This window comes from Pseudonocardia sp. ICBG162 (assembly GCF_020496225.1).
GTDB lineage: Bacteria > Actinomycetota > Actinomycetes > Mycobacteriales > Pseudonocardiaceae > Pseudonocardia > Pseudonocardia alni.
The window spans coordinates 1,999,323-2,014,068 of record NZ_JAHLJD010000013.1 but is presented as its reverse complement, the minus strand read 5'-3'; the positions used below and the strand labels follow the sequence as shown (position 1 = coordinate 2,014,068).

The following is a 14,746-nucleotide window of genomic DNA, read 5'->3' as shown; positions in this document are numbered from 1 at the left end:
TCAGGGGATCGGGGCCGACACCCGTCCCACGAGCCAGGGGTAGGAGTCCGACAGCGCCTGGGAGAACAGGTCGAAGTCGTGCCCGCCACCGGGCACGATCACCAGCCGGTTCTCGACACCGGCCCGGGTCGCCACCGCCGACAGTGTGCGCGCGGCGGCGGCCGGGTCGGTGTCGGCGTCGCCCGCCTCGAACCAGCCGGCGATCCCGGGGACCCGGTTCGCGGCCAGCAGGGTCGCCGGGTCGTGTGCGGCGAACGCGGTCTGCGACCCGCCGAACAGCCCGGCGACGGTGTCCGGGACCCCGCCGTTGGAGTCCCCGACCCGCGGGCCGAGCAGCCCGGCGTAGTCACCGAACGTGGCGAACACCGTGGGGTGGCGCAGCGCCAGCATCACCGCGCAGCTGCCGCCCTCGGACAACCCCGCCACCGCCCACGACGGCCCCGGCGGCCGCGTCCCCAGCAGCCTGCTCACCACCCGGGGCACGTCGCGGGTCAGGTAGGTCTCGACCTTCGCGGTCGAGGTGTCGACGCACTCGGAGTCCGCGGTGTAGGTGCCGTTGACGTCGGGCATCACCAGGATCGGCGCCACCCCGTGATGCTGGGCGGCCCAGGCGTTCGCGACGTCGGCGGCGCCCCCGGAGTCCACCCAGTCCACCGGACGTCCGGGGGTCCCGTGGAGCAGCACGATCACCGGCAGCTGCGGCCGGGGCCGCTCGTACCAGGCCGGCGGCACCCACACGACCGCGGGCCGGGCGGCGAAGTGCGACGCCGTCCCCGGGATCGGGATCTGCACGACCTGACCGGTCGCCGGGACCTTCCGGCTCAGCAGCAGCTGGGCGACCCCGATCCCCTCGACCGGTCCGGTCCCGGCCACGTCACCGACGGTCCGCAGGTAGTCCAGCCCGGCGTTCACCCCGACCAGGGCGTTCGCCAGCAGCACCACCGCGACGACGCCCGTCGCGCCTAGCCGGGCGAGGATCCGCAGCGACCGGTACCGGGACCGCCCGGCCCGCCGCACCCCCAGGACGACCAGCACGAGGACCACCACACCGGCGAGGACGAACCCCGTCACGAACTGCCACGTGGTGATCGGGACCGCGTCGATCCCGGTGGTGCCGGCGTCCATGGACCGTTCTCCTCGTGTCGTGCCCGCGAGATCATCCCCTGCCGCTGTGAGGCCCGGGTGAGAACCCGGTGAGGATCTGCTGAGTTCACTGTCCGGAGGGGTGACGCCGGTCCTAGCGTCGCCGGTGTGGAGTCGACGATCGCCGGGCTGCCGGCGCACATCCTGCTGGTGCACGGCGTCGTGGTGCTGGTCCCGCTGACCGCCCTCGGGCTGGTGCTGGTCGCGGTCTGGCCCGCGGCGCGGGTGTGTCTGGTCTGGCCGACCGTGGTGCTCGCCGCGGCCACCCTGGCCCTGGTCCCGGTGACCACCGAGGCGGGGGAGTGGCTGGAGCACCGGCTGCCGCGGACCCCGCTCATCCGGGCCCACACCGAGCTGGGCGACGGGCTGCTGCCGTGGGTCGCCGGGCTGGCCGTGGTCGCCGTCGTGGTCGCGGTGCGCCACGTCGCGGCGGTCCGGGCCGGGCGCCGCGTCCCCGCGACGGTCGGCGGCGGGGCCCCGGAGGTCCCGGCCGGGACGGCGCCCGGCGGGACCGTCGCGACGGTGGTGGTGGCCGTGCTGGCCGTCGTCGTCGCGGTCGGGGCGGTGGTGACGACGGTGCGGATCGGGGACTCCGGGGCGCGTGCCGCGTGGACCGGCCAGGTCGCCGAGCAGCCGCTGGGCGGGTCGCAGGGGGAGCCGGACGGCGGCTGACCGCCCGCGCTCCCCGAGGCCCGGCGCCGCCCTCAGTGCGGCGCGCCGTACCAGCGCCACCGGTCCGGCGCGGGCACACCGCGCCACGACGCCCGGCCGGTGTGGTGCAGCAGCGCCCCGGCCGGGTCGTCGCCCGCGTCGACGTCCGGCCACAGCCGGGCGAGCACGTCCCGGCACGGCGCCGCCGGCAGCGCCCACGCCGGTTCGGTGGCCCGGGTGATGTCGTGGGTGTGCACCAGGACCTCGGCGACGCCCATCGCGGCGAACCCGGCCGCGTCGGCGTCGCCGTAGGGGTGCCAGCCGCGCACCCCCGCGGGCGCGGTCCGGACGGCGGCGGCGAGCATCGCCCCGCCGGTCGCGACGACCTGCAGCAGCCCGGCGGTGCCGACGCCGCCGGGCACCACGATCTCGAACGGCGGGTAGTCGTCGGGCGGGGCGAGCGCCACCTGGGCGGCGTAGCCGAACAGGTCGTCCGCGACGTGCACCACGGTGTCGCGGCACGACCAGTCCAGCGGTCCGGCCGGGGCGGACCAGCCGTCGTCGGGCACCGTCCCCAGCGCTCCGACCAGTACCGTCACCGCGTTCTCGACGTCCTCCGCGCGCATCGGTGCACCGTGCCCTGCGGGCGGGCACCCGGGCCAGCGCATTAGGCTTCCGCGGTGGCCCACGAGGACGAACGCATCGCACTGCTGCTCGACTACGAGAACCTCGCGATCGGCGCCCGCGACGGGCTCGGGGTCGTCCCCTTCGACTTCGGCCCGGTGGCCGACGCGCTCGCCGAACGCGGGCGGGTCGTGGTCCGCCGCGCCTATGCCGACTGGTCCTCCTTCGACGAGGACCGCCGCCTGATGGCCCGCGCCCAGGTGGAGCTCATCGAGATCCCGCAGCGGATCGGCGGCTCCCGCAAGAACGCGGCGGACATCAAGCTCGCCGTCGACGCGATCGAGCTCGCCTACGAGCGGGAGTTCATCACCACCTTCGCCATCGGCACCGGCGACTCCGACTTCACCCCGCTCATGCACAAGCTGCGCGAGCTGGACAAGCGCGTGATCGGGATCGGGGTGCAGTCCTCGACCTCGGCGCTGCTGCCGCCCGCCTGCGACGAGTTCCTGTTCTACGACCGGCTCCCCGGTGTCGAGCCGACCCAGGCGCCCGCGCCGCCGCGTCGTCGCCGGGGGAGTCCCCGCCCGGCTCCGGCCGCCGCCGCGGCCGCGGGACCGGTGTCGACGCCCGCCCCGGTCGCGGTCCCGGAGCCGGAACCGGCCCCGATCGTCCCGCCGGACCCGTTCGACGTCACCTTCTCCGACGGCAGCGACGACACCGCCACCACCGGTGCCGAGGAGCGCGACGTCGCGGGGCTCGTCGTCAGCACCCTGGGCGGTCTCGCCCGGCAGGCCGACGGCACCGTGCTGGCGTCGCGGCTCAAGCGCGCGATCCTGCGCAAGGACCCGACCTTCGACGAGGCCGACCACGGCTTCCGCGGTTTCTTCGAGCTGCTGCGCCACCTGCAGGACCGCGGCGCGGTCACGCTGACCACCGGTGCGGCGCAGGGTGACCCGGAGGTGGCGCTGCCCGACGACCCGGACGCCGACCACGACGCGTTCGCGCTGCTCGTCGACGTGGTGCGCGGGATCGCCGCGGCCGGGGACCCGCCGCAGCTGTCCGGGCTGAAGAACCAGCTCCGCAAGCGGGTGCCGGACTTCTCCGAGAAGCGCTACGGCTTCGGCAGCTTCCTGTCCTTCGCGAAGGCGGCCCGCGCCCGGGACCTCATTGCGATGGAGTGGAGCGACGACACCGGCGACTACGTGCTGCGCCCGCCGTCCTGACCGCACACGACCGCGCCCCCGCCGACGAGGTCGGCGGGGGCGCGGTCGCGGTACTGCAGGGACTCAGCGGCCGGCGGCCTTGCGGGTCCCGCGCTGGAACAGCTTGCCCGCGCGCGAGGTGACCGCACCGGTCACGCCGAACGCGGTGGCGACCGCCCCGGCGGCGACGCGGCTGGTGAACCGGATCGGGTTCAGCGGCTTGTAGACGCGCAGGGCGAGGTCGTCGAGCTGCGAGGCGGCACGCTCGCCGTTCTCGTAGAGCCGGCGGGCCAGGCGGGCCCCGGTGTCGTCGAGGTCGTCCTCGACGCGGGCGCTCACGCGCGCGGCCCGGTCCGCGGTGCGCACCGCGGAGTCGGCACCCTGTCCGGCGACGGCCTTGACGGTGGCGGCGGACCGCTCCGCGGACGCCGACACCTCGCCGGCGACCTGCTTGCCGGTGCGCTGGGCGTTCCCGGCCAGCTGCTCGCCGGTGGCCTTCGCGGCCTCGGCGGCGGCCTTGCCCGCCTTCTTCGGGTCCTTGCCCTGGTCGTCGACCTTGCGAGCCTCGGCGGCGACCTTGTCGGCGCCCTTCTTGACGGTCTCGCCGGCCTTCGCCGCGCTGTCACCGGTCTCGCCGGCGACCTTCTTGGCGGTGGTCCTCGTGTCGGCACCGATCTTGTCGGCGGCCTTGCCGGTGGTCTCGGCGGCCTTCGACACGGTGTCGCCGGCCGCGGTGGCGGTGGCGCTCGCGGCGGCCTTCGTGGCGGTGCCGGCGTCGGCGTCGGAGTCGATGGAGCGGCGTTCGCGCACCGAGCCGTCGGTGCCGTACACGACGAGGTTGCCGCCGCCGTCGTTGGCGATGATCTCCACCGCCCGGGTGATGGCCTCGGCCTGGGTGCTCGTACGGGCACTCGGGCGCTGGGCGTCTTCCTTCTCGACGGTCCAGCCGTCGTCGACCGGCTTGACGTGGCGGTCGGCCATGGCGGGTTCCTCCCCCTTGCGGGACTGACTCGGGCGAACCGGGGTATCCGGATCGGTCTTCTCTCCCCGGAGATGCCCGATGATCGCTGTGCGTAAACGCAGGTCAGCGAGGCGTGGCGAGCGTCTCGTTCCGTCGCGCGACCGCGATCACGGCGGCCAGGGCGCCGAGGACCAGCGGCGTGACGACCAGCGCCCCGCCGTGCAGGACGAATGCCTGGGTGAGCGCCGCACCGATCATCAGCAGGACGAGCCCGGTGGCGGCCGGGGTGGCGAAGCGCCGGGTGCACAGGCCGATCCCGCCGGCCAGCTCGAGGAACCCGACGACGTAGCGCAGCCACTGGCCGAGGCCGATCCCGTCGAAGATCGCGACGGCGAACGGGTCGCCCCAGAACTTCGGCAGCGCCGAGGCCAGGACGAAGAACAGGCCGAGCAGGATCTGCAGCACCCACAGCGCACGGTGTGCGGCGACCGGCATACGGCGGGTGGGGGAGGGAGCGGTCATGGTGGCCTCCGCGGGCACGGCCCCGGCGGTTCCGGGGCACTCACCGCCTATGACCGGCGGGACCCGGAGAACTCATCGCCTCGCGCGGCGACCGGGGCGGGGATACACCACCGGGCATCGGGCCCGCGGCGCGTGGCCGCGGTACCCGATGACCCGATGGTGCCCGGCATCGACAGGGGCTCCCGGTTCTGCAGATGCCGGTCACGGGGTTCAACGCCCGACCCGCCGTCGGGTTGTGGGTGCAGTGGCCCCTGTCTCGCCCGCCACCGTGAGCGGCGCCGCCCCCGCGACGGGCGGGAGCGGATCGCGGTGTGCGTCCGATGAGGAGCATTCCGTCACGATCGCCGGTAGAAGACCGGCGACGGACGGAGTGATCCAGGCCATACTCGTCGCATGCGCGATGAGCGGTGGCGGGTCGAGGTCGGTACGGAGAACGCGACGTGGCTGGCGACGCAGTGCCGCACCGCGATGCTGGCCCGGGAGTACCGGCCGGTCGACGTGGGCGACGGCGTCGTGGAGTTCGACCGGCTCGCGCTCGGCGCGATCCGCGAGCTCGGCGAGGAGGAGGACGGCTACATCTCCGACGACGCCGAGGGCGTGCGGATCTGGATCGGCGACGACGCGTACGAGCTGGAGCGCATGGACTGACCCCGGCACACGGGAGGGGCCCGGCCTGTGCGGCCGGGCCCCTCGTCCGTGCGTACGACGTCAGGCGATCTGGCGGTCGCCCGGGTCGATCGGGCGGGGCAGCACGGAGCGCCCGGTGAGCCACTCGTCCACACCGGCGGCCGCGGCGCGGCCCTCGGCGATGGCCCACACGATCAGCGACTGGCCGCGGCCGATGTCACCGGCGACGAACACGCCGTCGACCGACGACATGTAGCGGTCGTCGCGGGCGACGTTGCCGCGCTCGTCGAGGTCGACCTCGAGGTCGTTCAGCAGGGCGCCCTTCTCCGGTCCCACGAAGCCCATCGCGAGGAGCACCAGCTGGGCCGGGAGCTCCTTGTCGGTGCCCTCGACCGGCTCGAAGCCCTTCTCGCCGCGCGTGACCTCGACGATCCGGATGCCGGCGAGCTTGCCGTCGGCGTCCTTCACGAACTCGGTCGTGTTGACCGAGAACAGGCGCTCGCCGCCCTCCTCGTGGGCCGAGGAGACGCGGTAGACCATCGGGTAGGTCGGCCAGGGCATGCCGTCGGTGCGGTGCTCCGGCGGGGTCGGCATGATCTCCAGCTGGGTCACCGACCTCGCGCCCTGACGGTGCGAGGTGCCCAGGCAGTCGGCGCCGGTGTCACCGCCGCCGATGATCACGACGTCCTTGCCCTCGGCGGAGATGGGCGGTGCGTCCATGTCGCCCTGCTGCACGTGGTTGGCCCACGGCAGGAACTCCATCGCCTGGTAGACGCCCTCGGCGTCGCGGCCGTCGGCGGGCAGGTCGCGCCACGCCGTCGCGCCACCGGCGAGGACGACCGCGTCGAAGTCCGCCCGCAGCTGCTCGACGGTGATGTCGGTGCCGACGTCGACCGAGGCCCGGAAGTGGGTGCCCTCGGCGACCATCTGCTCCAGGCGCCGGTCCAGGCGCGCCTTCTCCATCTTGAACTCGGGGATGCCGTAGCGCAGCAGCCCGCCGATGCGGTCGGCCCGCTCGAACACGACGACGTCGTGCCCGACCCGGGTCAGCTGCTGGGCGGCGGCCAGCCCGGCCGGACCCGACCCGACGACGGCGACCTTCTTGCCGGTCTTCACCTCGGGCACCTGCGGGCCGACCCAGCCCTCGTCCCAGGCCTTGTCGACGATCTCGATCTCGACCTGCTTGATCGTGACCGCGTCGTCGTTGATGGCCAGCACGCACGCCGCCTCGCACGGGGCGGGGCACAGCGTCCCGGTGAACTCCGGGAAGTTGTTCGTGGCGTGCAGCCGCTCGATCGCCTCCCGCCAGTCCTGGCGGTAGACCAGGTCGTTCCACTCGGGGATGAGGTTCCCCAGCGGGCAGCCCTGGTGGCAGAACGGGATGCCGCAGTTCATGCAGCGCCCGGCCTGGGACTCCAGGGTCTTCGTCGGGAAGTCCTCGTAGACCTCGCGCCAGTCCATCAGCCGCAGGTCCACCGGCCGCCGGGTGGGCGTCTGCCGGGGAGTGGTCATGAAGCCCTTGGGGTCACCCATGAGCAGCCTCCATGATCGCCTGGTTGACATCGCGGCCCTCGCGCTCGGCGTTCTCCGTCGCGAGCAGCACGCGCTTGTAGTCCTTGGGCATGACCTTGCCGAACCGCTCGACGGCGGCGTCCCAGTCGGTGAGCAGCGCGTGCGCCACCGCGGAACCGGTCTCGGCGTGGTGCCGCTCGACGAGGTCGTGCACGATCGACCGGTCCTCGTCCGAGAGCGGGTCGAGGTCGACCATCTCCGGGTTGACCCGGTTCCGGTCCACGTCGAGCAGGTAGGCGACGCCGCCGGACATGCCGGCCGCGAAGTTGCGCCCGGTCCGCCCGAGGACGACGACCCGGCCACCGGTCATGTACTCGCAGCCGTGGTCACCGACGCCCTCGACGACGGCCACCGCGCCCGAGTTCCGGACGCAGAACCGCTCGCCGACGACACCGCGGATGAACATCTCGCCCGAGGTCGCGCCGTAGCCGATCACGTTGCCGGCGATGACGTTCTCCTCGGCGGTGAACGGCGACGACGGGTCCGGCCGCAGGGTCAGCCGGCCACCGGACAGGCCCTTGCCGAAGTAGTCGTTGGTGTCGCCGACCAGCCGCAGCGTGATGCCCTTGGGCACGAACGCACCGAAGCTCTGCCCGGCCGCGCCGGTGAACGTGATGTCGATCGTGTCGTCGGGCAGGCCCTTGCCGCCGTGCGCCCGGGTCAGCTCGGACCCGAGCATCGTGCCGACGGTGCGGTTGACGTTGCGCACCGGCAGGTCCAGGCGGACCCGGTCGCCGTTGCGCAGCGCGCCCTCGGCCAGCTGGATCATGGTGTTGTCCAGCGCCTTGTCCAGGCCGTGGTCCTGCTCGCGGGTCCGCTTGCGCGGCGCGTCGTCCGGCACGTCGGCGATCTTGAAGATCGGCGAGAGGTCCAGGTGCTTGGACTTCCAGTGCTGGGCGGCGGTGTCGACGTCGAGCACGTCGGCCCGGCCGATCGCCTCGTCGAGCGAGCGGAAGCCCAGCTCGGCGAGGATCTCGCGGACCTCCTGCGCCACGAACCTCATGAAGTTCACGACGTACTCGGCCTTGCCGTTGAACTTCTTGCGCAGCTCCGGGTTCTGCGTCGCGACGCCGACCGGACAGGTGTCCAGGTGACAGACGCGCATCATGATGCAGCCCGACACGACCAGCGGGGCGGTCGCGAAGCCGTACTCCTCGGCGCCGAGCAGCGCCGCGATGACGACGTCGCGCCCGGTCTTGAGCTGGCCGTCGGCCTGCACGGTGATCCGGTCACGCAGCCCGTTGGCCATCAGCGTCTGCTGGGTCTCGGCCAGGCCGAGCTCCCAGGGACCGCCCGCGTGCTTGATCGAGGACAGCGGCGAGGCGCCGGTGCCGCCGTCGTGGCCCGAGATGAGCACGACGTCGGAGTGCGCCTTGGACACGCCGGCCGCCACGGTCCCGACGCCGACCTGGGACACCAGCTTCACGTGGATGCGGGCCCGCGGGTTGGCGTTCTTCAGGTCGTGGATGAGCTGCTTGATGTCCTCGATCGAGTAGATGTCGTGGTGCGGCGGCGGCGAGATGAGGCCGACGCCCGGCGTCGAGTACCGGGTGGTCGCGATCCACGGGTAGACCTTGCCGCCGGGCAGCTGGCCGCCCTCACCGGGCTTGGCGCCCTGGGCGATCTTGATCTGGATGTCGTCGGCGTTGACCAGGTACTCGGAGGTGACGCCGAACCGGCCGGACGCCGCCTGCTTGACCGCACTGCGCCGCGAGTCGCCGTTCGGGTCCGGGGTGAAGCGGTCCGGGTCCTCGCCGCCCTCACCGGTGTTGGACCGGCCGCCGATGCGGTTCATCGCGATCGCCAGGGTCTCGTGCATCTCCTGGGAGATGGAGCCGTAGGAGATCGCGCCGGTCGCGAACCGGGTCATGATCGACTCGATCGACTCGACCTCGTCGACCGACACGGGCTCGCGCTGGCCGTCCTTGAAGGTGAACAGGCCGCGCAGCGTCATCAGCTTCCGCGCCTGGTCGTCGACGGCCTTCGTGTACTCCTTGAAGACCTCGTACTTCCCGGCCCGCGTGGAGTGCTGCAGCTTGAAGACGGTCTGCGGGTTGAACAGGTGCAGCTCGCCCTCGCGACGCCACTGGTACTCGCCGCCGACCGGCAGCGCCCGGTGCGAGGCACGGACGTCGTCGGCCGGGTAGGCGCGGCGGTGGTGGGAGAGGACCTCCTCGGCGAGCACGTCGAAGCCGACGCCGCCCAGCCGCGAGGTGGTGCCCACGAACGCCGAGTCCACGACCTCGGACCCGAGACCGATGGCCTCGAAGATCTGCGCGCCGGTGTAGGACGCGACGGTCGAGACACCCATCTTCGACATGGTCTTGCGGACGCCCTTGCCGAGCGCCTTGACCAGGTTCTTGGCCGCGGTCCGGCCGTCGACGCCGGGGACGTCGCCGCGCTCGGCGAGGTCCTCGACCGTGGCCATCGCCAGGTACGGGTTCACCGCCGAGGCGCCGTAGCCCAGCAGCAGCGCGATGTGGTGCACCTCGCGGGCGTCGGCGGACTCGACGAGCAGCCCGACCCGGGTACGGGAACGCTCCCGCACCAGGTGGTGGTGCACGGCGCCGGTGAGCAGCAGCGACGGGATCGGCGCGTGCTCGGCGTCCACCCCGCGCTGGGACAGCACGATCAGGCGGGCCCCGCCCTCGATCGCGCGGGACACCTCCTGCTTGATCTCGGCCAGCCGCGACAGCATGCCCTTGCCGCCGCCGCGGGCGAAGAACGTGCCCCGCACGACGTGCGAGCTGAAGCCCGGGAACTCGCCGTCGTCGTTGATGTGGACGATCTTCGCGAGGTCGTCGTTGGTCAGCACCGGGAACGGCACGACGATCGTGCGGCAGTGCGCGGGCGTCGCGTCGAGCAGGTTCTGCTCCGGCCCGAGCTGGCTGAACAGCGAGGTGACGAGCTCCTCGCGGATCGCGTCCAGCGGCGGGTTGGTGACCTGGGCGAACAGCTGGATGAAGTAGTCGTAGAGCTGACGCGGGCGCTCGGAGATGGCCGCGATCGGCGCGTCGTTGCCCATCGAGCCGATCGGCTCGGCCCCGGTGACCGCCATCGGGCGGAGCAGCAGGTTGAGCTCCTCCTCGGTGTAGCCGAGGGCCTGCTGGCGCAGGTTGAGCGTCTCGTGGGTCGGGGTCTCGCGGGTACGCGTGGGCAGGTCGTCGAGCCGGATCAGACCGGCGTGCAGCCAGTCGGTGTACGGCTGCTCGGCGGCCAGCGCGCCCTTGACCTCGTCGTCGTCGACGATCTTGCCGCGCTCGGTGTCGATGAGGAACATGCGGCCCGGCTCGAGGCGGCCCTTGCGGACGACCTTGTCGGGCGCGACGTCCAGCACGCCGACCTCGGAGGCGAGCACGACCAGGCCGTCCTCGGTGACCCAGTAGCGGGCCGGGCGCAGGCCGTTGCGGTCGAGGACCGCACCGATCTGGGTGCCGTCGGTGAACGCGACCAGGGCCGGTCCGTCCCACGGCTCCATCAGCGTGGAGTGGTACTCGTAGAACGCCCGCCGGGCGGGGTCCATCTCGGTGTTGTGCTCCCAGGCCTCCGGGATCATCATCAGCACCGCGTGCGGCAGGCTGCGCCCGGACAGGTGCAGCAGCTCCAGGACCTCGTCGAAGGTGGCCGAGTCCGACGCGTCCGGGGTGACGATCGGTGTCAGCCGCGACAGGTCGCCGGGCAGGTTCGCGGACTCCAGCAGCGACTCGCGGGCCGCCATCCAGTTCCGGTTGCCGCGCAGGGTGTTGATCTCACCGTTGTGCGCCACGTAGCGGAACGGGTGCGCCAGCGGCCACGCCGGGAACGTGTTCGTGGAGAACCGCGAGTGCACGATCGCCAGCGCGGAGGTCACGCGCTCGTCGTTCAGGTCCGGGTAGAACGCGGCGACCTGCGGCTCGGCGAGCATGCCCTTGTAGATGACGGTGCGCGGCGACAGCGACGGGAAGTAGGTCTCGGTGTCGTGCTCGACCCGCTTCCGGAAGCAGAACGCGCGGCGCTCCAGCTCGATGCCGGCGGGCGCGTTCTCCGGGGCGTCCCCGGTCAGCTCGACACCGCCGACGAACAGCTGGCGGAAGCCGGGCATCGCGTCCCGGGCGATCGAGCCCAGGTCCGCGGCGTCGGGGTCGGTCGGGAGCTCGCGCCACCCGAGGACCGTGAGGTCCTCCTCGGCGGCGAGCGCGTCGATCCGCTCGATCGCCGCGGCGGCCTCGGCCTCGTCACGCGGCAGCATCGCGATGCCGGTGGCGTAGGCGCCCTCCGCGGGCAGGTCGAAGTCGGTGACCTCGCGGTAGAACGCGTCCGGGACCTGGATCAGGATCCCGGCACCGTCACCGGTGTTGTACTCGGCGCCACGCGCACCGCGGTGCTCCAGTCGCAGCAGGGCCTCGATGGCCTTCTGCACGATGGCGTGGCTGCGCTTGCCGGTGACGTCGGCCAACATGGCCACACCGCAGGCGTCGTGCTCGTGATCGGCGGCGTACAGCCCACCGGGCGAGGGGCGACGCGTCTGGTCACTGATCGCGGCCAACTGCTCCTCCTGTCGTCTCGGTGCACCTGGAGCCACCCGCATCGGACGACCCGGACCGGGCAGCTCGCTGCGGTCCGAAAAGGTTTTCAGAATACAGCGCGCAGCCCGAGTGGGACGTGCGACGAGGGCCGTTCAGGTGCACCGTGCCGCCGGGTGGGTGACCGGCGGACGGAATCTTCCTCCGGGCACGCCTAGCGGCCGGGCGCTGACTTCCAGTACCCGGCCATTCCTGCGGCACGGTTCGACCGCACACCCCGGCGAGTGCGGTCTGGCGAGTGCACAGAGTCGCACGTCGCAACCGCGGTGCGCTACTGAGAGCGGCCCACCGGTCCCGTGATGTGGATCGCTGACCATGCGAGCAGGTCAACGTTGCCGTCCCGTGTCCGGACGGTGAGCGAGGCGTGACCATCCGTCGGGAGCGGCCTTCTACTGCATGGGATCGCCGCGGGCGTCCGAACCGTTACGCACCGCAGCCCGGGGCCCGGGGGAGACTGGGGGCGATGAACGCGTCCCCGTCCCACCCCGCCGCCGCCGAGCCGTCGTCGCCATCACCCGGTCGGGTGACGGACGAGCGGGTCGCCGCCGTGCTGACCGACGTCGCCACGATCGGTCCCTGGTTCGCGGTGGCGACGCCCGCCGCGTCCGGCACCGTCCGGTGGGACGGGCTCTACGCCGCGCCCGTCCCCGGCGGCCCGGACCCGCTCGGCCGGCGGATCGACGAGGTCACCACCGCGCTCGGCGGGGACCGGCGGATCGGGGCCTCGGTGGCGGTGATGGGACTCGCGGCGCGGATCGTGTCGATGCCCTTCGCGGCCGTGGCCCTGCACGGTGTGCTCCCGTCGCTGGGGGAGCTGCGCCGCGACCCCGGCGCCGCCGACCCGTGGGCGCCGGGCCTGCCCGCCGGGCCCACCGGCGTCGAGACCCCGGACGTCGCCGACGACCCGGCGGGCGCCGCGGACCTGCTCGCCCGCGAGCTCGCCGCCACCCACCTCGAGCCGCTGTACGCCGCCGTCGCCGCCCGGGCCGCGGTGTCGCCGCGGGTGCTGCGCGGCAACGTGGTGTCCTCGATCGGCGGGGCGGCACGGGTCATGGAGGCCATGCGACGCCCGGACCGGCGCCGCTACCTGGCCCTGCTCGACGCGCTCGCCGACCACCCGGTGCTGCGCGGGCCGCTGCCGTCGGGGGCCACCGGGCGCCTGCTCCGCCTCGACGACACCGACCTGGACACCGAGTGGGCGTTCCGGCGCCGCTCCTGCTGCCTCTACGTCCGCGCCCCCGGCGGCGGGACCTGCGGCGACTGCGTGCTCGTCGGCCGGGCCCGACCCCGGCGGGCCCGCACGCGGGCGGGGGAGGGTCAGACCGGCAGCGCGATGTCGGCGACGGTCACCCGCACCCGGGCGTCGAGACCGCACACCGTCGCGACCTCCTCGGCCACCTCCCGGCGCACCCGCTCGGCCAGCTCGGCGCAGTTCGTGCCGAACCGCACCCCGACCGTCACCCGGATCTCGGCCTCGTGCCCGTGCACCGACGCGACCAGGCCCTGCACCCGCAGCTCCTCGGGCACCGGGTCGCGGGGCAGCCAGTCCGCGGCCAGCCCCAGCAGGGTCTGCGCGACGTCGCCCAGCAGCGCCGCCACCCCCGGCACCCGCCGGACCCGCCGCGCCGCCACCCGCGCGACGGCCAGGTCGGAGACGGACACCGTCGTCGGCCCGCTCATGCCGGCTCCTCCCACAGGTCCTCCACCAGGATGTCCACCCCGGCGATCGGCACGCCGAGCGTGCGGTCCCCGGCCGAGATCATCATCTGCCGGACGCGCGCGGTGACCGAGGCGAGGTCGACCCCGAACCGGGCCGCGACCGTCACCCGCACCCACACCGCGGCCGGGCTGTCCGCGGAACCGTCCGGGTCGCGCAGCTGCTCGATCCGGCACCGGCGGGCCCGCAGCCCGTCCATCGTGTCCACGACGTGGCGCAGCGCCGCCTCCGCGGTCGGCCTGCCCAGCCAGGCGTCCGGCCCGAGGGCGAGCAGCTCGTGCGGGCGCAGGTCCGCGACGACCGCGCCCATCACCTGCTCCAGCACCGACGGCGGCGGCCGCAGCGGCTCGGCCGCCATCCGCGCCACCAGCCCACCGAGCCGGTCGTGGTCCGCGTGGGCGCGCACGCAGTGCGGGCAGGTCAGCTCGTGCTCGTCGAGCACACCCGCCTCCGCGTGGTCCCAGACGTCGGCGGCGTCCCGGCCGCAGGCCAGCGGCTCGACGCGCTCCGCCCCGGTCCTCTCTACCGCCATGCCCGCATCCTCTCCGCCAGTGCCCCGCGCGCCCGGTGGATCCGGCCGCGGACGGCGGTCTCACGCGCCCCGGTGATCTGCGAGATCTCGCTGTAGCCCAGCCCCTCCAGCTCCCGCAGCACCCAGGCCGTGCGCTGGTCCTCCGGCAGCGACGCGACGGCCCGCGACAGTGCCGCCATCTCCGCGTCGACCTCGGCGGCCCGCTCCGGGGTGGGGGAGCGGTCGTCGGCCGGGGCGCCCGGTCCGTCGTCGGCCGGGAGCGGGTCGGTCCGTCGCCGCCGCCGGACCAGTGCGGTGCAGCGGTGGGTGACGATCCGGTACATCCAGGTGGAGAAGGCCGCCTCGCCGCGGAAGGTGCCGATCCGCCGCCAGGCGTCGATGAGCGCGTCCTGCAGGGCGTCCTCGGCGTCGGTGGCGTCGCCGAGCACCCGGACCGCGACCCGGAACAGGGCGTTCTGGTGGCGGCGGGCCAGCTCCTCGAACGCGCCGACGTCGCCGTCCTGGGCCCGGACGACCAGCGTGGTCTCGTCCAGCGCGGCCCGCGACGGCACCCGCACCGGCCGCGCCGACGGCACGTCGGGGACCGGGGCCCCGGCGGCCGGTGGGCCGCTGACCTGCGCGTTCGCCATGAGC

12 protein-coding genes and 1 pseudogene are annotated in these 14,746 nt (G+C 73.7%); 4 read left to right on the top strand and 9 right to left on the bottom strand.

What is annotated here, in order from left to right:
- Window positions 1-1,125 (bottom strand): alpha/beta hydrolase family protein, encoded by a 1,125-nt coding sequence (locus KPL60_RS12445; RefSeq protein WP_226365909.1) that lies wholly within the window; start codon window positions 1,123-1,125, stop codon window positions 1-3.
- Window positions 1,126-1,251: 126 nt separating this feature from the next.
- On the opposite strand from KPL60_RS12445, the gene KPL60_RS12440 reads away from it, so the two are divergent.
- Window positions 1,252-1,815 (top strand): DUF2231 domain-containing protein, encoded by a 564-nt coding sequence (locus tag KPL60_RS12440; RefSeq protein ID WP_226365908.1) that lies wholly within the window; start codon window positions 1,252-1,254, stop codon window positions 1,813-1,815.
- 32 nt (window positions 1,816-1,847) lie between these two features.
- Here the strand turns inward: KPL60_RS12440 and KPL60_RS12435 are convergent, their stop codons facing one another.
- Window positions 1,848-2,420, bottom strand: coding sequence for a maleylpyruvate isomerase N-terminal domain-containing protein (locus KPL60_RS12435; protein ID WP_226365907.1), 573 nt, complete (start codon window positions 2,418-2,420; stop codon window positions 1,848-1,850).
- Between the two features lie 54 nt (window positions 2,421-2,474).
- On the opposite strand from KPL60_RS12435, the gene KPL60_RS12430 reads away from it, so the two are divergent.
- Window positions 2,475-3,641, top strand: coding sequence for a PIN domain-containing protein (locus KPL60_RS12430; RefSeq protein ID WP_226365906.1), 1,167 nt, complete (start codon window positions 2,475-2,477; stop codon window positions 3,639-3,641).
- Window positions 3,642-3,704: 63 nt separating this feature from the next.
- On the opposite strand, the gene KPL60_RS12425 is transcribed toward KPL60_RS12430, so the two are convergent.
- Window positions 3,705-4,601 (bottom strand): DUF2188 domain-containing protein, encoded by an 897-nt coding sequence (locus tag KPL60_RS12425; protein ID WP_226365905.1) that lies wholly within the window; start codon window positions 4,599-4,601, stop codon window positions 3,705-3,707.
- 103 nt (window positions 4,602-4,704) lie between these two features.
- Window positions 4,705-5,103 carry a DoxX family protein gene (locus tag KPL60_RS12420; protein WP_226365904.1) on the bottom strand — a complete coding sequence of 133 codons (399 nt, stop codon included), beginning with the start codon at window positions 5,101-5,103 and terminating at the stop codon, window positions 4,705-4,707.
- Window positions 5,104-5,496: 393 nt separating this feature from the next.
- On the opposite strand from KPL60_RS12420, the gene KPL60_RS12415 reads away from it, so the two are divergent.
- Window positions 5,497-5,751 (top strand): hypothetical protein, encoded by a 255-nt coding sequence (locus tag KPL60_RS12415; RefSeq protein WP_226365903.1) that lies wholly within the window; start codon window positions 5,497-5,499, stop codon window positions 5,749-5,751.
- Window positions 5,752-5,811: 60 nt separating this feature from the next.
- Here KPL60_RS12415 and KPL60_RS12410 read toward each other — a convergent pair whose 3' ends face one another.
- Both KPL60_RS12410 and gltB read right to left on the bottom strand, forming a co-directional pair.
- Window positions 5,812-7,263, bottom strand: a complete 1,452-nt coding sequence (locus KPL60_RS12410; RefSeq protein ID WP_226365902.1) for a glutamate synthase subunit beta — start codon at window positions 7,261-7,263, stop codon at window positions 5,812-5,814.
- Window positions 7,256-11,740 carry a glutamate synthase large subunit gene (gene gltB, locus KPL60_RS12405; protein ID WP_374228667.1) on the bottom strand — a complete coding sequence of 1,495 codons (4,485 nt, stop codon included), beginning with the start codon at window positions 11,738-11,740 and terminating at the stop codon, window positions 7,256-7,258. Before gltB ends, KPL60_RS12410 begins: the two co-directional genes overlap by 8 nt.
- Window positions 11,741-12,327: 587 nt before the next feature.
- Between gltB and KPL60_RS35100 the strand changes: the two are divergent.
- Window positions 12,328-13,131, top strand: a pseudogene (locus KPL60_RS35100) ((2Fe-2S)-binding protein); the annotation flags it as partial.
- 50 nt (window positions 13,132-13,181) lie between these two features.
- On the opposite strand, the gene KPL60_RS35095 reads toward KPL60_RS35100, so the two are convergent.
- The 3 genes from KPL60_RS35095 to KPL60_RS12385 are packed head-to-tail and all read right to left on the bottom strand — an operon-like array spanning window position 13,182 to window position 14,742.
- The gene (locus KPL60_RS35095) at window positions 13,182-13,544 is read right to left on the bottom strand and encodes an Asp23/Gls24 family envelope stress response protein (protein ID WP_226366074.1); all 363 of its coding nucleotides are present in this window, start codon (window positions 13,542-13,544) and stop codon (window positions 13,182-13,184) included.
- Window positions 13,541-14,113 (bottom strand): Asp23/Gls24 family envelope stress response protein, encoded by a 573-nt coding sequence (locus KPL60_RS12390; RefSeq protein WP_226365900.1) that lies wholly within the window; start codon window positions 14,111-14,113, stop codon window positions 13,541-13,543. The genes KPL60_RS35095 and KPL60_RS12390 overlap by 4 nt, the downstream gene beginning before the upstream one ends.
- Window positions 14,104-14,742: an RNA polymerase sigma factor gene (locus tag KPL60_RS12385; RefSeq protein WP_226365899.1), complete on the bottom strand. Its 639-nt coding sequence runs from the start codon at window positions 14,740-14,742 to the stop codon at window positions 14,104-14,106. Before KPL60_RS12385 ends, KPL60_RS12390 begins: the two co-directional genes overlap by 10 nt.
- Window positions 14,743-14,746 lie beyond the last annotated feature (4 nt).